General features: G+C 67.4%; 17 protein-coding genes. 11 read left to right on the top strand and 6 right to left on the bottom strand.

Going from position 1 to position 18,046, the window contains the following annotated elements:
* Nucleotides 1-11 precede the first annotated feature (11 nt).
* Both DMB80_RS07180 and DMB80_RS07175 read left to right on the top strand, forming a co-directional pair.
* On the top strand, nt 12-779 hold the full coding sequence (locus DMB80_RS07180; protein ID WP_111509210.1) for an SDR family NAD(P)-dependent oxidoreductase: 768 nt from the start codon (nt 12-14) through the stop codon (nt 777-779).
* A gap of 9 nt (nt 780-788) precedes the next feature.
* The gene (locus DMB80_RS07175; RefSeq protein WP_111509209.1) at nt 789-2,030 is read left to right on the top strand and encodes an FAD-dependent oxidoreductase; all 1,242 of its coding nucleotides are present in this window, start codon (nt 789-791) and stop codon (nt 2,028-2,030) included.
* On the opposite strand, the gene DMB80_RS07170 is transcribed toward DMB80_RS07175, so the two are convergent.
* Together DMB80_RS07170 and DMB80_RS07165 are read right to left on the bottom strand one after the other, a co-directional pair.
* The gene (locus tag DMB80_RS07170; RefSeq protein ID WP_162938438.1) at nt 2,021-2,674 is read right to left on the bottom strand and encodes a VldE C-terminal domain-containing protein; all 654 of its coding nucleotides are present in this window, start codon (nt 2,672-2,674) and stop codon (nt 2,021-2,023) included. The genes DMB80_RS07175 and DMB80_RS07170 overlap by 10 nt on opposite strands.
* Before the next feature lie 150 nt (nt 2,675-2,824).
* Nucleotides 2,825-4,303 carry an HNH endonuclease signature motif containing protein gene (locus DMB80_RS07165; protein WP_111509208.1) on the bottom strand — a complete coding sequence of 493 codons (1,479 nt, stop codon included), beginning with the start codon at nt 4,301-4,303 and terminating at the stop codon, nt 2,825-2,827.
* A 264-nt stretch (nt 4,304-4,567) separates the two neighbouring features.
* Between DMB80_RS07165 and DMB80_RS07160 the strand changes: the two genes are divergently transcribed.
* Genes DMB80_RS07160 through DMB80_RS07140 form a run of 5 tightly spaced genes read left to right on the top strand, consistent with a single transcriptional unit; the run spans nt 4,568 to nt 10,207 of the window.
* Nucleotides 4,568-6,181 carry an ABC transporter substrate-binding protein gene (locus DMB80_RS07160; protein ID WP_420812140.1) on the top strand — a complete coding sequence of 538 codons (1,614 nt, stop codon included), beginning with the start codon at nt 4,568-4,570 and terminating at the stop codon, nt 6,179-6,181.
* Between the two features lie 9 nt (nt 6,182-6,190).
* Entirely contained in the window at nt 6,191-7,228 is a 1,038-nt protein-coding gene (locus DMB80_RS07155) for an ABC transporter permease (RefSeq protein WP_240431044.1), read from the top strand.
* The gene (locus DMB80_RS07150) at nt 7,228-8,190 is read left to right on the top strand and encodes an ABC transporter permease (protein WP_111509206.1); all 963 of its coding nucleotides are present in this window, start codon (nt 7,228-7,230) and stop codon (nt 8,188-8,190) included. Before DMB80_RS07155 ends, DMB80_RS07150 begins: the two co-directional genes overlap by 1 nt.
* A 29-nt stretch (nt 8,191-8,219) precedes the next feature.
* A complete protein-coding gene (locus DMB80_RS07145; RefSeq protein ID WP_111509205.1) occupies nt 8,220-9,212 on the top strand; it encodes an ABC transporter ATP-binding protein in 993 nt (330 codons plus the stop codon).
* The gene (locus tag DMB80_RS07140) at nt 9,209-10,207 is read left to right on the top strand and encodes an ABC transporter ATP-binding protein (RefSeq protein WP_046366601.1); all 999 of its coding nucleotides are present in this window, start codon (nt 9,209-9,211) and stop codon (nt 10,205-10,207) included. The genes DMB80_RS07145 and DMB80_RS07140 overlap by 4 nt, the downstream gene beginning before the upstream one ends.
* Before the next feature lie 130 nt (nt 10,208-10,337).
* On the opposite strand, the gene DMB80_RS07135 is transcribed toward DMB80_RS07140, so the two are convergent.
* Nucleotides 10,338-12,173 carry an Hsp70 family protein gene (locus DMB80_RS07135; RefSeq protein ID WP_111509204.1) on the bottom strand — a complete coding sequence of 612 codons (1,836 nt, stop codon included), beginning with the start codon at nt 12,171-12,173 and terminating at the stop codon, nt 10,338-10,340.
* Nucleotides 12,174-12,253: 80 nt separating this feature from the next.
* Between DMB80_RS07135 and DMB80_RS07130 the strand changes: the two genes are divergently transcribed.
* Nucleotides 12,254-12,712, top strand: coding sequence for a nuclear transport factor 2 family protein (locus DMB80_RS07130; protein ID WP_111509203.1), 459 nt, complete (start codon nt 12,254-12,256; stop codon nt 12,710-12,712).
* Nucleotides 12,713-12,730: 18 nt separating this feature from the next.
* Here the strand turns inward: DMB80_RS07130 and DMB80_RS07125 are convergent, their stop codons facing one another.
* Nucleotides 12,731-13,399: a L,D-transpeptidase family protein gene (locus tag DMB80_RS07125; RefSeq protein WP_111509202.1), complete on the bottom strand. Its 669-nt coding sequence runs from the start codon at nt 13,397-13,399 to the stop codon at nt 12,731-12,733.
* Between the two features lie 108 nt (nt 13,400-13,507).
* On the opposite strand from DMB80_RS07125, the gene DMB80_RS07120 reads away from it, so the two are divergent.
* Nucleotides 13,508-15,010 (top strand): bifunctional phosphatase PAP2/diacylglycerol kinase family protein, encoded by a 1,503-nt coding sequence (locus tag DMB80_RS07120; protein ID WP_111509201.1) that lies wholly within the window; start codon nt 13,508-13,510, stop codon nt 15,008-15,010.
* On the opposite strand, the gene DMB80_RS07115 is transcribed toward DMB80_RS07120, so the two are convergent.
* Nucleotides 14,964-15,635, bottom strand: coding sequence for a phosphatase PAP2 family protein (locus DMB80_RS07115; protein ID WP_111509200.1), 672 nt, complete (start codon nt 15,633-15,635; stop codon nt 14,964-14,966). The genes DMB80_RS07120 and DMB80_RS07115 overlap by 47 nt on opposite strands.
* A gap of 64 nt (nt 15,636-15,699) precedes the next feature.
* On the opposite strand from DMB80_RS07115, the gene DMB80_RS07110 reads away from it, so the two are divergent.
* Nucleotides 15,700-16,182, top strand: coding sequence for a hypothetical protein (locus DMB80_RS07110; RefSeq protein WP_111509199.1), 483 nt, complete (start codon nt 15,700-15,702; stop codon nt 16,180-16,182).
* A 3-nt stretch (nt 16,183-16,185) separates the two neighbouring features.
* Here the strand turns inward: DMB80_RS07110 and DMB80_RS07105 are convergent, their stop codons facing one another.
* On the bottom strand, nt 16,186-16,428 hold the full coding sequence (locus tag DMB80_RS07105; RefSeq protein WP_048421752.1) for a CDGP domain-containing protein: 243 nt from the start codon (nt 16,426-16,428) through the stop codon (nt 16,186-16,188).
* A 175-nt stretch (nt 16,429-16,603) separates the two neighbouring features.
* Between DMB80_RS07105 and DMB80_RS07100 the strand changes: the two genes are divergently transcribed.
* Nucleotides 16,604-17,998 carry a sulfatase family protein gene (locus tag DMB80_RS07100; RefSeq protein WP_111509198.1) on the top strand — a complete coding sequence of 465 codons (1,395 nt, stop codon included), beginning with the start codon at nt 16,604-16,606 and terminating at the stop codon, nt 17,996-17,998.
* The last annotated feature ends 48 nt before the right edge of the window (nt 17,999-18,046 follow it).

Here is an 18,046-nt window from a genome sequence, read left to right as displayed (position 1 = left end):
AGGGTTGGCGCGTGACCGACCTCTTCGATCTCACCGGACATGTCAGCGTCGTCACCGGCGGCGGATCGGGCATCGGCTTGGGCATGGCCGACGGGCTGGCTCGGGCCGGCGCGTCCGTCGCCATCATCGGCCGCAGTGTCGCGCGCCTGGAGGCGGCTGCGGAGTCGTTGCGCGCGCACGGCAATCCCGTGCTCGCCCTGCCCTGTGACGTCACCGACGAACCGGCGATCGCGGCGGCGATGGCCCGGGTCCGCGACGAATGGGGTTCGCTCGACTCGTGTTTCGCCAACGCCGGCGTGGGCGGCAGGTTCACCCCGACGCTCGAGACCTCACTGGCTGAGTTCAGGTCGATCACGGCGGTGGATCTCGACGGCGTGTTCGTCACGTTGCGTGAGGCAGCACGGCAGATGGTCGCCGCCGAACGGGGCGGCAGCCTGGTCGGTGTGTCCAGCCTCGGCGCATTTCAAGGCATGCCCCGCCAACCCGCCTACGCCGCATCGAAGGGTGGGGTGATCTCGCTGATCGACAGCATGGCCGTGGAGTTGGCCCGATACGGCATTCGCGCCAACACCATCGCGCCCGGATGGTTCGACACCGAGATGACGGCGGCCGGCCTGGCCGACGAGCGGTTCCGCTCCCGCGTCCTGCCGCGCGTGCCGGTGCGGCGGTGGGGAGCCGGCAAGGACGTGGCCGGTGTGGCGGTCTATCTGGCGAGCCCGGCCAGCAAGTACCACACCGGCGACGTGCTGAGGATCGACGGCGGCTACCTGAAGTTCTAGTGTGACGCCATGAGTGAGAAGACGACCTGCGTGGTGGTCGGCGGCGGGCCGGCGGGCATGGTGCTCGGCCTGCTGCTCGCGCGCGCCGGCGTCGAGGTCACGGTGCTCGAGAAGCACGGCGATTTCCTGCGCGACTTCCGCGGCGACACCGTGCATCCCAGCACGCTGCGGCTGCTCGACGATCTGGGGCTGTGGCCGGCGTTCGACGCACTCCCCCAGAGCCGGGTGCACGAGTTCACCATCGACGCCGCTCCGGGTCGACCGGTGGCGGTCGCTGATTTCGAACGGCTGCGCCTCCCGCATCGGTACATCGCGATGGTGCCGCAGTGGGATCTGCTCAATCTGCTGGCTCAGGCGGCCGAGGCGGAACCGTCCTTCACACTGCGGCTGGACCACGAGGTCACCGGCCTACTCACCGAATCCGGCCGCGTCGTCGGCGTACGCTACGAAAGCCCCGCTGGCTCAGGGGAATTGCGGGCTGATCTGACGGTCGGATGCGACGGGCGCGGCTCGGCGGTCCGACAATCGGCCGGAATGGCGGTGCGGGAGTATCCGGTGAGCTTCGACGCCCTGTGGTTCCGGCTACCCCGCAACGCCGTGACCGCCGGCTTCACCCTGTTCCCCCGTATCGGACGGGGGAAAGCAATGATCGTGATCCCCCGTGAGGGTTACCTGCAGATCGCGCTGCTGATCAAGAAGGGTTCGGACGCTGCCCTTCGCCGCCGCGGGCTGGCCGCCTTCCACGCCGACGTGCTCGAGCTCCTGCCCGAAGCCGGCGACACCGTCTCCGCCGTCACCTCGCTCGACGAGGTCAAGTGTCTCGACGTGAAGCTGAACCGCTTGCGGCGCTGGCACACTGACGGTCTGCTCTGTATCGGCGATGCCGCCCACGCCATGTCTCCGGCCGGCGGGGTCGGCATCAACGTGGCCGTGCAGGACGGCGTGGCCACCGCGCGGTTGCTGGCAGACCCGCTGCGCCGCGGTGCGGTGACGGAGCGGGATCTGGCGAGAGTGCGGCGGCGGCGGATCGTCGCGACCGCGCTGACCCAGGCCTTGCAGCGTCAGCTCGACGCGCGGCTGCTGGGTCCGGTCCTGCGAGGCGAAGAGGGTGCGACCGGTCCACCGGGCTGGCTGCTCAGGATCGTGCAGCGGGCGCCGTGGCTGTCGGTGATCCCGGCCTACCTCGTCGGGGTGGGGGTTCGCCCGGAGCGCGCGCCGGAGTTCGCCCGGCGACGGGCCGGTCAGCGGTAGTACACCTCGCCACCGGTCGGGTAGCCCCCGCCGTGGGTGGTGATGTGGACGTGGTCGTAGTGGCCGTAGCCGCCGGCGCGTCCACCGCCCGGGGTGTAGTAGACGCCGCGCCAGATGCAGTCCTGCAGACTGAACCGCTCGGCGTTCTTCATCGCGAACGCGACGATCTGGTTGCCCAACGCGATGCCTTCGGCACTGCTCGCATTGGGGATCATCACGTCGATGGCCAGTCCGTTGGGATGCCACGGGAGCGGGTCGGCCCGAACGCCGCCGATGCTGTGGATCTCGGGGAAGATCGCACTGACTGCCCGGGCAACCAGAATGGTCTTCACCTGCAGGCCCTGCTCGGGCGCCAGCCCGGCGGGCAGGATCTGAGGCTGCCGGACGGCGGCCCGCGAGGCCACCCATTGCACGCGGGTGCCGCCTAGTTCGCTCGTGGGCGCGGCGCCCACCGGCGGAGCTGCAACCAGCTCCATGCCCGGCAGCGGCGCCGCCTCGGGACCGGCCACGGCCGGTGCGGCAAGTTGTGCGATCGGGCGCTGCACGTCGGCCCCCGCTATCAGCAGGGCTGCCACTGGCAGTCCCAGGGCGGTCAGCACACGCGCGCGCGAACGCCGCGGTTGTACCTGGGAATGCCTGCCCACGCACTGCAGACTACGAGGGCACATCACGAAATCACAGACGCATGGCAAACTTTCGATAACAAAGCGCACCATCGGCATCACCAGCCCCATCGGCCCCAGAATTTGCGCACTTTCGCGGCGCTCCCGACGCGATGTCATTTCTTCGCGGCTCTAGGCCGCCTCGTTGTCGGGTGGTGCGGGTCCGCCGGGTTCCGTCGGGTCGCTTGTCGAGGGTGGCGGGCAGGCGTCAGCCTCGCCGACCGGATCGGTCGACGCGTCAGCACTACTTCCCTCGTCCTCGTCCGGTGGACGCAGCAAGCGTTCGGGGGTGTGGTGGGTGTTGACCCGCGTCTGACCGGTGTCCAGGTCCGGTGGTGGGGTCCATTCGACCTCGTGGCGGGGGCTCATCGACGTGGTCCAACCCCCGGGCCCGACGGAGCGGTTATCCGGCGGGCAGGCCAAGCCGAGGTCGTCGATGTTGGTCACCCCACCCTCGGCCCAGTCAGCGGTGACGTGATGCACCTGGCAGCCATAGGCGCCGACGGGGCAGCCCGGTTTGGTGCAGCCGCCCTCGCGGGCGATCAACATGATTCTTTGCGCGGCCGAGGCCACCCGCCTCGTGCGGAACAGGTCGAGGGCTGCGCCGGTGGCGCGGTCGAACACGGCCAGGTAGTGGCTGGCGTGCGCGCCCATGCGGATCACGTCCTTGATGGGCAGCCGGGTACCGCCGCCCGTCGTCCCGATCCCGGCGCGCGATTCCAGGTCCTGCAGGGTGGTGCGCACGATCACCGTCACCGGTAACCCGTTGAGCTGACCCAACTCCCCACTCATCAACGCGATCCGCCCCACCGCGACCAGCGCATCGTGCTGGCGTTGGGCGAGGCTGCGGTGATCGTTGTCGATCTGCGCCTGGGTCGGGGTGCCGGAGATGCAGGGTTCGGGGTCGTCGGGGTTGCACATGCCCGGGGCGGCGTATTTGGCGAAGATGGCCTCCCACACCGCCGCGGCTTCCGGGGTCAGGTTGGCCCGCCACTGCGTCATCGCATCCTGACCCTGCCGAGATTTCGTGAGCGATCGTTTACGGACGCGTTCGGCGTCGTCGGGTTCGGGCCCGTCCTGATCGAGCAGGAACAGCTCCAACTCTGCGGCGTCGCGGGTGGCCTTCGGACCGGCACCGGTGGCGATGCGCACCACCTCAGCCTCGAACTGCTCCCGGGTGGTCGCATCGACAAAGCTCGGGAGGTCGTCGACCGCTTTACGGATCACCTCTACATGTTCGGGGGTAATCCGCCCCTCGGCCTGGGCGGCCGCGGTCGCCGGCAGCACCGGCGGCAGGGGCTCCCCGGTCATCGACTGACGCGGGGCAAGTAGCGCCGCCTCGCTCAACCGGCGGTTCGCTTCCGTCCCGCTGATCCGGTAGCGGATCGCCAGGACGTCTTTCCAGTTCTTCGCCCCCATTTGCACCGCAGACGTCTCGACTTGCAGCCGCGCCAACGCCCGATGCTGCGCCGCCGGGAGCCGGCACCCCGCGCTTTCGAGCTCGTCGAGCAGCCCGACGACCTCCGCGGCGCTCGACAGGTCCAGATCGCAGGACAGCACGGCGTCGACGCCGGCGCGTAACGCCGCCACCGCCTGCTGCACCTCCGACATACTTCGAACATACGTGCGATCACCGACAAATGGCCGCGGCTGACGGAGATCTCCCGATAACGCGACGCAGCGCACAGTCAGCACTAAGGTGACTCCAGCAGTGCGGTCGGCACTTTTCTGTGAACAAGAGTTGCCGATCGGAAAAATTTCTGAAAAATGCTCAGCGGCCCGGACAAGTCTTGGATTTCGGGCCGCCCGACCGAGGGGAACACTGTGAACACCGCACGTTCGGTTCGACATGGACTCGCGCTCGTCTGCATCATCGTGCTGGCCGCCTTCGGCGTGGCCGCATGCGGCAAGGACAGCGGATCGGGTGGCGGCTCCGGCGGAGGCGGAGGCGGTGACATCACCGTTGCGTTGACATCGTTCCCCGACTATGTCGACCCACAGCTCTCCTACACGGTCGAAGGCTGGGAGATCCTGTGGAACGTCTACACCCCCCTGCTGACCTACAAGCACGCCAAAGGTAAAGAAGGCACCGAGATCGTGCCCGGTCTGGCCGATGCGATGCCGGAGATCTCCCCGGACGGCACGACCTACAAGCTGAAGCTGCGCAAGAACATGAAGTACTCCGACGGCACCCCGATCAAGGCCTCGGACTTCACCTATGCCGTTCAGCGCCTGTTCAAGGCGGATTCGGGCGGGTCGGTGTTCTACAACGTGATCGTCGGCGCCAAGGAGTACGCCGAAGACAAGGCCGACACGATCACCGGCATCACCACCGACGACAACACCGGCGACATCACCATCAAGCTGACCGGCCCGAACGGCACCTTCGAGAATCTGCTGGCGTTGATGTTCGCCGCCCCGGTGCCGCCCACGACCAAGCTCGACGGCGACGCCACCAACACGCCGCCGCCCGCGAGCGGTCCGTTCATGATCAGCAACGTCGACGCGCCGCGCACGATGACCATGGAGCGCAATCCGCAGTTCAAGACGGTCAAGGACGCCGGCGCCTCGGAGGTCGCCGACGCCAACGTCGACAAGATCACCGTGGTGGAGAACAAGAACCAGAGCGCGCAGGTCACCGACATCGTGCAGAACAAGGTCGACTTCATGGTCGACCCGGTGCCCTCGGACCGGCTGCAGGAGGTCAAGACCCGCTACGCCGATCGCTTCCGGATGGAGGAGTCGATCAACACCTACTACTTCTTCATGAACACCCAGAAGGCCCCGTTCAACGACATCAAGGTGCGCCAGGCGATCAACTACGCCGTGGACCCGGAGGCGCTCAACCGCATCTTCGGCGGCCGTCTGCACCCGACTCAGCAGGTCCTCCCGCCGGGTATGCCCGGCTATCAGGAGTACAAGCTCTACCCCGGCCCCGACATGAACAAGGCCAAGCAGCTGCTCGCCGAGGCCAATCCGGCCGACCGCGACATCACGGTGTGGACCGACGACGAGCCGGACCGTAAGCGCATCGGGGAGTACTACCACGACCTGCTGACCCAGCTCGGCTTCAATGCGACGCTGAAAGTGATTGCCGGAGACGTCTATTGGACCACGATCGGCAACCAGTCCACCCCTGACGTCGACACCGGGTTCGCCGACTGGTTCCAGGACTTCCCGCATCCGGACGACTTCTTCCGTCCGCTGCTCAACGGGGCCAGCATCCTGCCGACCAACGGCAACAACCTGTCCCGGGCCAACCTGCCGGAGCTCGACGCGAAGATGAACGAGCTGCTGACCAAGCAGATCACCGACCCCGGTGTCGAACAGCAGTACGCCGACCTCGACAAGGCGTACATGGAGCAGGCGGTATGGGCGCCCTACGGCAACGAGCAGTTCACCACGTTCCTGTCCGAGCGCATGGACTTCGACAAGTCCTATCAGCATCTGTTGTTCAAGCAGGACTTCACCTCGTTCGCGGTGAAGTAGCTCGCGCTGATGGTCGCCTCTGTCCCTGACGTAGAGGTCCCCGACGAGCCGCCGTTGCCCGTCGGGGTGCCTAAAGAGCAGATACAGGGCCGTAATCCGTGGTACCTGGCGTGGCTTCGGTTGCGCTGCAACAAGGTTGCCCTGGCCTGCGGTGTGCTGTTCGTGCTGATCGTGCTGTTCTGTCTGGCGGCGCCCCTGTGGGCGCACTACATCGCGCAGACCGGACCGAACGACAACCACATCACCGACACCGTGAGCATCAACGGTGTCGAGACCGACGTCGTCTCGCCCGACGGCACCCCGCTGGGCCCGGGCCTACACGGCCGATATCTGCTCGGCGCCGATCAGAACGGTCGAGACGTCATGGTGCGCCTCATGTACGGAGGCAGGACGTCGATCTACATCGGGCTGGCGGCTGCGGCGGTGACCACCGTGCTCGCAGTCATCGTCGCGCTGCTCGCCGGGTACTACCGCGGGTGGATCGACGCGGTGCTCTCCCGGATCCTCGACGTCATCTGGGCCTTCCCCGTCCTGTTGCTGGGCATCGCCCTGGGCACGGCGCTGGCCATCGGCGGCCTGAAGCTGGGCTTTCTGCAGATCGCCGGGGATTCGATCTGGATCCCGATCCTGATCATCGGCCTGGTGTACGTGCCCTACATGGCCAGGCCGCTGCGCGGGGAGATTCTCGCCCTGCGCGAGAAGGAATTCGTCGAAGCCGCCGTCGCGCAAGGGATGGGTCCGTTGCGGATCATGGTCGGCGAGCTCCTCCCCAACATCATCTCCACGATCATCGTGTTCTTCACGTTGAACATCGCCAACAACATGCTGCTGGAGTCGGCGCTGTCGTTCCTCGGTGCCGGGGTACGACCACCCAACGCATCCTGGGGCACGATGATCGCCGACGGCTACCAATTGATCTACACGGCACCACATCTGACGATCGTGCCGGGCCTGCTGATCGTCATCACGGTCCTGGCGCTCAACGTCTTCGGCGACGGCTTGCGAGATGCGTTGGACCCCAAAGCCCGAATCAGACTGGAGCACTGATGGCACAGTTCGTCCTGCGCCGAGTGCTCGGCATGATCGCCGTGCTGTTCGCGATCTCGGTGATCGTGTTCCTGATCTTCAATGTGGTGCCCAATTCGGACCCGGCTGCGCGCATCGCCGGCAAGAACGCCGATCCCGATCTCATCGCCCGGGTCAACGCCGACCTCGGACTAGACCGGCCCCTGCCCGTGCAGTACCTGACCATGATGAAACAGATCTTCACCGGTGAACTCACGTCGTATGCGAGCGATCGCAATGTGGGCGAACAGATCTGGCACGGGTTACCGGCCACGTTCTCGCTGTGCATCGGCGCGGCGGTCATCTGGATGACGCTGGCGGTGCTGTTCGGTTACCTCAGCGCCGTGCACGCCGGCAAGTTCGGTGACCGCGCGCTGAGCATCCTGTCGCTGGTCGGCATCTCGATGCCGGTGTTCTGGCTGGCCGCGATCCTGCTCTACTTCTTCACCTACAAGGTGGAGCTGTTTCCGACGGGCAGCTATGTGCCGCTCACCGAAGATCCCCTGGACTGGGCGTACCACCTCGTGCTGCCGTGGTTCACGCTGGCGGTGCTGTTCATCGGCTTCTACAGCCGCGTGCTGCGCTCGAACATGCTGGACGCGATGAACGAGGACTATGTCCGCACGGCACGGGCGAAGGGTCTGACCGAACGCCAGGTCCGCATCCGACATGTGTTGCGCAACTCGATGATTCCGATCGTGACACTGTTCGGCCTGGACTTCGGCATGGTCGTGGGCGGAGGAGCGATCCTGACCGAGACGGTGTACAACCTCGACGGCGTGGGGCTCTACGCAGGTGAGGCGATCCGCAGCCTGGATCTGCCGCCGCTGATGGCGGTGACGATGTTCGGCGCGTTCTTCATCGTGCTGTTCAACACGATCGTCGACATCGCCTACGCCGTGCTGGATCCGCGAATTCGACTGGGACAGGCGGCACCGGCATGAGCGACGCTTGCGAGCGAATCGACGAACCCATGACCGAACAACTGCTGACGGTCGAGAACCTGCGGGTCGGTTTCGCCACCGAGGACGGATTGGTGCAGGCCGTCGACGGGGTCTCGTTCACGCTGGCCCCCGGTGAGATCCTGGCGATCGTCGGCGAATCGGGTTCGGGCAAGAGTGTGACCGCGCAGACGCTGACGGGTCTCACCCGCTCGTCGAACAGTCGCATCACCGGGTCGGTGACCTATCGCGGGCGCGAATTGGTGGGTCTCGACGACGACGGGTTGAGGGACATCCGCGGCGAGGAGATCGCCATGGTGTTCCAGGATCCGATGTCCTCTCTGAATCCGGTGTACCGCATCGGCGATCAGATCGTCGAGATGATCCGTGCACACCGCGACGTGCCGAAGTCCGAGGCCGTCCGGCGGGCCGGTGAACTGCTTGCGGCGGTGGGTATTCCGAACCCGCAGAGCCGGCTGCGCAGCTATCCGCACGAGTTCTCCGGCGGCATGCGGCAACGCGTGATGATCGCGATGGCGCTGGCCCTGGAGCCGGCCGTGCTGATCGCCGACGAGCCGACCACCGCTCTCGACGTCACAGTTCAGGCTCAGATCTTGCGTCTGCTCGCCAAGCTGAACGCCGAACGCGGTCTGGCGGTGGTGCTGATCACCCACGATCTCGGTGTGGTCGCCGAGATCGCGGACCGGGTCGCGGTCATGTACGCGGGCCAGATCGTGGAGAACGGCAGCCTGGACGACATCTTCTACGCCCCGCAGCATCCCTACACCTGGGGTCTGCTCGGGTCGTTGGCCCGCCTGGACCGTCCACGCTCGGAGCGGCTCACGCAGATTCCCGGCCAGCCACCCTCGTTGCTCGAGCCGCCACCGGGTTGCCGGTTCGCACCGCGGTGCGCGTTCGAGTTCGACCGGTGCAGTCAGCCACCGGATCTGGCTGCCACGCAGAGCGGTTCGCATCTGGACCGCTGCTGGCTCGACCTCGAGGAGAAGGCGCGGGTGCGCGCATGACCGAACCGCTGCTCGAGGTGACCGATGTGGTCAAGCACTACCCGATCCGCTCGGGCATCGTGATCGAGCGTGATGTCGGCACGGTGCGTGCTGTCGACGGGGTGAGCCTGACGCTGAACGAGGGCGAGACATTGGGTCTGGTCGGCGAATCGGGCTGCGGCAAGTCCACGCTGTGCCGGGCAATCCTGCAGCTGATCCCGCCGACCTCGGGGTCGGTCAAGTTCCTCGGCCAGGAACTCGTCGGGTTGTCGCGGCGCGAGCTGAGGCCGCTTCGCCGGCAGATGCAGATGATCTTCCAGGATCCGTATGCCTCGCTGAATCCCCGCAAGCGGGTCGGGCAGATCGTCGGCGATCCGATGGATCTGCACGGTCTGGCCAGCGGCGCCGAGCTGAAACGGCGGGTGCAGGATCTTCTCGATCGTGTCGGTCTGCGACCCGAGCACTACAACCGGTTTCCGCACGAGTTCTCCGGGGGGCAGCGTCAGCGCATCGGCATCGCCCGGGCGCTGGCACTGCAACCGAAGCTGATCGTCGCCGACGAGCCGGTGTCTGCGCTCGACGTCTCGGTGCAGGCGCAGATCGTCAACCTGCTCAAGGACTTACAGGCCGAGTTCGGGTTGTCGTATCTGTTCGTGGCCCACGATCTGGGTGTGGTGCGGCACGTGTCCGACCGCGTCGCGGTGATGTACCTGGGCAAGGTGATGGAGAATTCCGGGACCGACAGCCTCTATGACCGGCCGGTGCACCCGTACTCCAATGCGTTGCTGTCGGCCGTTCCGATCCCCGATCCGCGACTCAACGAGGCACGCGAGCGCGTGGTGCTCGAAGGTGACGTGCCGAGTCCGAGTGATCCGCCGTCGGGGTGCCGGTTCCACACCCGCTGCCCGTGGGCGACCGAGATCTGTTCCACCGAGGAGCCGGCGCTGGTGTCCTACGAGGACGGTCACACCGCCGCCTGTCACCATCCGCGCAATGTGGAGTCCCTCCCCGCGTGACGCGGGCACGAGCACCGAAGTGAAGAACGACCCGATCGGCTGTCCCCTCCGCAGCCGATCGAGTCGATGCTGCCAAAGCTAAGCCGACCCGACGGTCGGAGCAATCGGGGAAACCCCTATATCTGCGCGCTCAGGGGGCCGCGGGAACCGGAATCGGGATGGGCACCGGAACGAAGGGCACCGTCAGGTAGCTGGTGGTGGTGACCTGCTGCGTGGTCGTGGGCGCCTGGGTCGTCGTCGGGACGGTCGTGGTGGGGACGGTCGTGGTGGGCACCGTCGTGGTGGGGACGGTCGTGGTGGGCACCGTCGTGGTGGTGGTCGTCGTCGACGGTGTGGTCGTGGTGGTGGTCGTCGTCGACGGTGTCGTCGTGGTCGTCGTCGTCGTTGTGGTCGTCGTGGTGGTGGTCGTCGTGGTGGTGGTCGTCGTCGTCGTGGGCACCGTGGTGGTCGGCGCGGGGGCTGCACTGCTGGTGATGACGGGGGCCGGCGGTGCCGCGCTGCTCGGCGGTGCGGCCGGCTGCCCCGGCACGGTGACTGTCTCCCCGGCAGCGCTGGTCGGGGTGAGCTCCCGGCTCACCGGCGAGTTCCCCGGCGTCGGCCGGTCGGAATCGGAGCCGTCGACGCTGGTCAGCGCGATCGCCACACCTCCGACCGCGACCAGCGCGATCGCGGCCACCACGCCGAGCAGTGACAGCGGCAGCCGCCGCCACCCCACCGGCTCGTCCTCGGCGGGCGATTCCTGCGGGTCGCTGAGGCGGTACGGGTTCGGCCGCTCGGCTCTGCCGGTGGCATCGTCGGCGTAGTCGTCGATGACGTAGGTGTCTTCGCCGGCATAGGGCACGACGTCTTCGGTGGACGGATCGTCCTGGGACCATGCCAGCGCATATGTCGCGTCCGCGTCGGCTCCGGCGGGGGCGACAGCCGGTGCGGCGCGCGTCGCGGTCTCGGCGGCACCGCCGAAGGCGGCGAACAGAGCAGCGCCGACGGCGGCATCCAGCGCAGGTCGGGGCGACCACAGCACTCGACCCGGATAGGACGAAAACCGCTGCCGGACGGCAGGAATCGCCGATCCGCCACCGACCAGGACCACGGCCGACAATGCGGCAGAACCAGTGTTGTTGCGCTGCAGCGTGTCTCGCAACGCCTCGATCACGTCGTCGAGCGGACGGGCCAGCAGTGACTCGAGATCAGCTCGGGTGACGACGATGTCGCCGCGGAATCCCGGCACATCGACGTCGATGCTCGCCTCGGCCTCCGTCGAGAGCCGCTCCTTGGCGCTGCGACACTGCTCCCGCAGCCGGGCCAGCGAGCCGACCGCGGCGGTCGCACCGGTGTCCTCACCGCTGTGGGGCACCCGCTCGAGAACGTGGGTGAGCAGAGCCTGGTCGATCTGGTCACCGGCGAACTCGGCGAACCGCTCCGTGCGACCGATCAACTCCAGCGATCCGGCCTCGGCCAAGCTGATGCTCGTTCCGCTGCCGCCGATGTCGAGGACGGCCAGTACGCCGCGACGCTCCAGGCCGGGGTCGGCCACCATCGCCGTCAACGCTGCCACCGCGTCCGGGATGAGCCGAGGCGGCGGACCCCCCGGCGCCAGCGGCCCGCTGGCGGTCAGCGCCTCACGCAATGCGTCGACCTGCCCCGGTCCCCAGTACGAGGGCACGGCGATCACCACATCGGCCGGCGAGGCGGAGCCGGCCAGCGCCGCCATCGCTTCCAGCGCCTCGACGACGAGTTGGTCGGCCGGATACCGCGACCCATCCTCGCCGACGAGGGGAACAGGATCTCCGACGCGCTCGACGAAGCCGCCCAGCGTCACTCCGTCGCCGCGGCCCGCGGGCAGACCCACTTCGGGAGCGGTGTGGCCGTAGACGGTGAGCACCGAACGGCGCAGCACCGGAGGCCGCCCCACCCCGGCCGCCACCAGATTGGTGGCGCCCACGGACAACCCCAGTGCATCGCTCATGACGGGGCACACCTTAATCGCCGGCGCCCGCTGCAGCCCATCAGACACTCTGCCGGTCCGAACTGTGCTGCAATGACGCCATGGGTGACATCGACGACATCAAGACGGTCAAATACCGGTACCTCCGCACACTCGACACCAAGCACTGGGACGAGTTCGCCGACACCCTCACCGAGGACGTGATCGGCCACTACGGCGAATCCGTGGGCGAGGAACACCACTTCAGCAACCGCGATGAGCTGGTCGAGTTCATGCGCAGTTCCCTGGGTCCGGAGATCATCACCGAGCACCGTGTCACCCATCCCGAGATCGCCATCGACGGTGACGAGGCGACGGCCACCTGGTATCTGCAGGATCGGGTCATCGCGCCCGCCTTCGACTTCATGCTGATCGGCGCGGGTTTCTACCACGATCGCTACCGCCGCACCGACGCCGGCTGGAAGATCAGCGAGACCGGGTACGACCGCACCTACGACGCCTCGATGTCGGTGGCGGCGCTGGACTTCAAGGTCAAGGCCGGCCGGGCGGTCAAACAGTAGGGGCTATCCCTCGCGCGGTCAGCCAGTGGAGGTGACGGCGATCATCGCGCCGGGCCGCAGCCACCGCATGATCTTCACCAGCGTCGCGTCGTCGATCGCCACACAACCGGCTGTCGCCCCGCCGTCGGTGCTGTGCACGAAGAACGCGCCGCCCTTGCCCGGGATGCGCTCCTTGTTGACGCCCATCACCACCGCGTGGGCGTACTGCGGTATGTCGAGGTTCTCGGTACCCGAGCTCGGCGCGGTGTCGAAGCGGCAGTTCTGTTTGTCGCACACCTGCATCGTGTTGTAGGTGGGGCTCTTCATGTCCCCGTCCCACCAGTGGTTGGGCCCCACTCTGATGTAGCGCAGCCCGCCGCCGGGATCGGGTTGGGTGCCGAAGGAGAAGTCGAGGGTGTAGATCCCCTGCGGCGTCATCATCGATCCGTCGAAGTGGTTGGGCGACATGCCTTTCGCACCGATTTTGGCGGGAATGCCCACTCCCCCGCTGACGGGTTGCCAGCCACCCTCGGTGCGCTGCCAGACGTCGAGAGTGGCATCGGAGCCGCCGGTGCCGGTCACGGCGAGCACCTGGGTGGCCCGCCCGACCGAGGCGGAGAACCAGGGTTTGAGCGCGGCCTGCGCGACCGCGGGTGGTACGCCGGCGAGCAGGATCGCCACGCACAGCACGGTCAGCAGTCGGCGCATGGGCTTCGATCGTGGCCGTCCGACGCTGCATTCGCGGTAAAGATCCGGACACGATCGGGTCGCAGTGCGCGAGGTTTGCCGTCGGACCCTCTCGGCTACGTTGGCGTGATGGACCTACTGCCTGAGCGTCTGCGGCGACCGCGACACCGTGGAATCACTCAGATCGGCCGGGGGCTGGGCACTCTGGATCGCGAGGTCTTCGAGGCCATCGCGGAGTCTCCGAGCCCCCTGATCGACACGGTCATGCCCCGGCTGACCAGGGCAGCCGACCATTCCAAACTGTGGTTTGCGATCGCCGCCGGGTTGGCCGCGTTCGGCAATCCCTCGGTCAAACGCGGGGCGATGCGCGGTGTGTTGACCCTCGGTGTGACGAGCTTGGTGACCAATCAGGGCGCCAAACGGGTATGGCGCCGGGACCGCCCGAGCCGGCTGCTGGTGCCGCTGGCACGACAGACGCGGCGGGCGCCCACGTCGAATTCGCTTCCGTCGGGGCACTCGGCGAGCGCTGCGGCGTTCGCGGTGGGAGTCGGTCTGGAGAATGCGCCGGTGGGCCTGGGCCTGGCTCTGCTGGCCGGGCTGGTCGGCATGTCCCGCGTCGCGGTCGGTGCGCACTACCCCGGTGACGTGCTGGCGGGGCTGGGCCTGGGGGCGGGTATCGCCGTGTTGGGCGGCCGGATCGTGCCGCCGATCGTCGAGGAGCGGCTGCCCGGGGCGGCGCCGCTGACGGTCGAGACACCCGGCCGGCCGCGTGGCGCCGGGGTGACGGTGGTGGTGAACCCGGCTTCTGGCAGTGGCACCGGGGCCCGGGTGCTCGACGAGGTCCGCGACGCGCTTCCCGAGGCCGAGATCGTCGAGCTCCGTGAAGACGACGACGTGCCCGCGGTGTTCCGGTCGGCGGCGCAACGTGCCGATGTCCTCGCGGTCGGCGGCGGCGACGGCACGGTCGCCGTTGCGGCGAGCATCGCGCTGGAGGAGGGCGTGCCGCTGGCGGTCTTACCGGCGGGCACGTTCAATCACTTCGCCAAGGACATCGGCTGCGAGAGCACGGCCAAAACCGTCGCTGCCATCCAGAGCGGGACCGTCTCCTGCGTCGACATCGTGTGCCTCAACGAGAAGCAGATGGTGGTGAACACCGCCAGCATCGGCGCCTACCCGCAGTTCGTACAGACGCGCGAGAAGCTGGAGCACAGGATCGGCAAGCCGCTGGCAGGCATCTACGCCATGTTCCACACCCTGCGTCGCGACCAGCCGGTGCGCATCAAATACGACAACCAGACGTTGCAGACATCGCTGTTCTTCCTCGGCAATTCGATCTATCTGCCGTCGGGCTTCGCGCCCTCGCGGCGGACGAGGATGGACGACGGCCTCATCGACATCCGCATCCTGGAGACCGGCCGGCCACTGGCGAAGTGGCGCATCCTCATCGCGTTGATGTTCGGACGCTTGACGCGCAGCCCGCTCTACCGGGAGCTTCGGGTGCCCGAGTTCACGTTCGAATGCGTCGACGGTCCGACCGTGCTGGCGCTCGACGGGGAGGTCGGCACCGAGCTGACCAAGGCGAGTTTCAGCGTGCGGTACCGGTCGCTTCCGGTATTTCGTCCGGCTGTGTGACCGGCCGCCCCGGACGCACCACGAGCAGGCAGGCGACGACGTAGGCATACCCCAGCGCCCACCCGGCGATCACGTCGGACGGGTGGTGCACGTTGAGGATGACGCGGCCGGCCCCGATCGTGACGATCACGGCGACCCCCGCCGCGATCAGCCATGCGCGTCGGGCGGCGGGCACCAGCGGCAGCGACACCGTCACCAGCGCGATGACCGCGACCATGACCCCGACCGCATGCCCGGACGGGAAGGACGACGATGCGGCGTGCACCAGCGCGGTCGCCGGTCTCGGCCGGTCGACCAGCCTCTTCGCGATCTCGGTGACGAGTCCGGACAGCTCCACGCTGACGATCAGGAACACGGCGACGCTCACGTGGCGGCGTACGAAGGCGACCACGATCACGACGACCGTCACCAGCCGGAAGACGGTCGGGCCGAGCACGGTGCAGTAGACGTCCCAGAACGTGACCCACCCGCGATGGCGTTCACCGACCCGCAGGGTCGCGTCCAACGCGGCATCGTCGACGCGCGAGAGCGGCGTCCAGCCGAAGCGGTACGCGAGGAGCATCGCGACGAACACGCCGAGCGCGACCACGGCCGATCCGGCCAGCAACCCTCTACGCGCGTTCATCCGACCGTGTGTACCACCCGACATCGTGGAAAGCCCAACCGACCTACTGAGCTACCGTGCCTGCATGGCCGTATTCCTGCGCAAGTTGCTGCGCATCGGGAAGCTTCCGCGGGAACTCCGCACCGAGGTCGAGGCCGAGGGGATCGTGTTCATCGCCGAATACGTGGCCGTCACGCGGCGGTTCCGGGGTGCCGTGCCTGGCCTTCGTTCCGCGGGCAGCATCGCCAGTTACGTCGGGTCGCTGGTGCTGACCGAGCAGCGGGTGCTGGCCACGCTGTCGTCGGTGCCCAAGCTCGCCGGGCGCACGATGGATCTGCGGTGGGATGCGCCGCAGTCCGGCGCGGTCACCGCGACACTCGACGAATCCGGGCTGACTCTCGACGTCGACGTGGCCGCGGTCGATCCGCGCTGCTCGGGCGAGCTGTCGCTGCACTACAAAGAAGATCTGCCCGCCGACGTGCTGGCACGGCTGCCTCGGCGCTCACTGGCCTACGACGTGCCGCCGGAGTTCGTGTTCCGCGCGGTCGGCGTGCCGTATCACCCGTAGCGCTCAGCCCTCGATGTGCACCGGCGGGTCGTTGAACGCCGGGTCACCTCCGGGACGGCCCGGACCCATGACCGCACACTGCCGTACCGGGATCAGGTGCGTTCCGAAGCCGCTGGGCACCACCGAGGCAATCCCGACGCAACGCTGCCAGCTACCGTCCGGCTGAACCGGGTCGTCGCACTTGCTGATGTATCCGCCGCCGTAGACGCACCCCGCGCTGGCCGGCGCGGAGGTCACCACGCCCATGCCCGCCAAGGCAGCGGTCAACAGACCTGCCGTCACCGCACTGATCGTCGACTTCACGGTCGTCTCCCCTCACCGGCCCCACCGACGCTACCGCGTGGCCGTCTCCCTCTCGGCGCTTTTGTCGTTACCGTGGGCCCCGACGACGCGTGGGAGCGGATCTCGAGAGGATGCAGTTGTGAGTGAAGGCCGGCGGGACAATGTTCTGCTCGTGCACTGGCATGACCTGGGTCGCTACCTCGGCGTGTACGGACACCCGGACGTGTCCAGTCCACACCTGGACGAGCTGGCCCGTGACGGCATCCTGTTCACCGACGCTTACGCCACCGCCCCCCTGTGCTCGCCGTCGCGCGGCTCCCTGTTCACCGGGAGGTATCCGCAGAGCAACGGGTTGATCGGGTTGGCTCACCACGGCTGGGAGTACCGGCCGGGCGTGCGCACCCTCCCCCACATTCTCTCCGAGAGCGGTTACCACACAACGCTTTTCGGAATGCAGCACGAGACGTCGTTTCCCTCACGGCTGGGTTTCGACGAGTTCGATGTGTCGAACTCGTACTGCGAGTACGTCGTCGAACAGGCGGTGGCGTGGCTCTCCGATCCTCCGGACGCACCGTTCCTGCTCACGGCCGGGTTCTTCGAGACCCACCGGCCCTACCCACACGATCGCTACGATCCCGCGGACCCGGATGCGGTGACGGTGCCGGGGTACCTGCCGGACACCGCGCCGGTGCGTCAGGATCTGGCCGATTTCTACGGTTCCATCGCGGTCGCCGACGCCGCCGTCGGCCGACTCTTGGAGGCCCTCGAGGCAACCGGCCTCGACCGCACCACGTGGGTGGTGTTCGTCACCGATCACGGTCCGGCGCTGCCCCGCGCGAAGTCCACCCTGTACGGCGCTGGGACCGGCATCGCGCTGATCATGAGGCCGCCCCGCGATGCCCAGGTGCCTGCCCGGACCTACGACGAGTTGTTCAGCGGCGTCGACCTGCTACCCACCGTGCTGGAACTCTTGGGCGTCGACGTCCCTGCCGAGGTCGAAGGGCATTCGCATGCAACGCATCTGATCACCGAGAGACGGCATGCCGATCCAGTGCGGACCGCCGTCTACACCACCAAGACCTATCACGACTCGTTCGATCCGATCCGCGCGGTCCGGACCAAGCGCTACAGCTACATCGAAAATTACGCGCCTAGGCCGCTTTTGGACCTGCCGTGGGACATCGCCGACAGTGCGCCCGGGCGGGCGGTCGAACCGTTGGTCACTTCGCCGCGCCCGGAGCGGGAACTCTACGACCTCGCTGCAGATCCCACCGAATCGCACAATCTGCTCACCGCGCAGCCGACAGAGGAAGCCGAGACCATCGGCAGCGATCTGGCGCTTCTGCTCAACGACTGGCGCGAGAGCGTCGGCGACGTCATTCCCTCGGATTTCGCGGGGACGCGGATCGCCGCCCGGTACACGGAGACCTACCTGTTGGTCCAGGACCTCGAATTGCCAAGCCGCGCAGCTATTGCCGCTGAGCGCGGTATCCCGGAGAACGAACAGACGGGGCAAGACTTTCCCTCACCGTGATCCTTTTACCGGGTGGTTCACGGTCCCCGATTCACGGCTAAGCTCACG

The organism is Mycobacterium kyogaense, from assembly GCF_003254575.1.
GTDB classification, from domain to species: Bacteria; Actinomycetota; Actinomycetes; order Mycobacteriales; family Mycobacteriaceae; genus Mycobacterium; species Mycobacterium kyogaense.
Note: the sequence above shows the minus strand (reverse complement) of the source record. Positions and strands in the feature narration are given on the sequence as shown.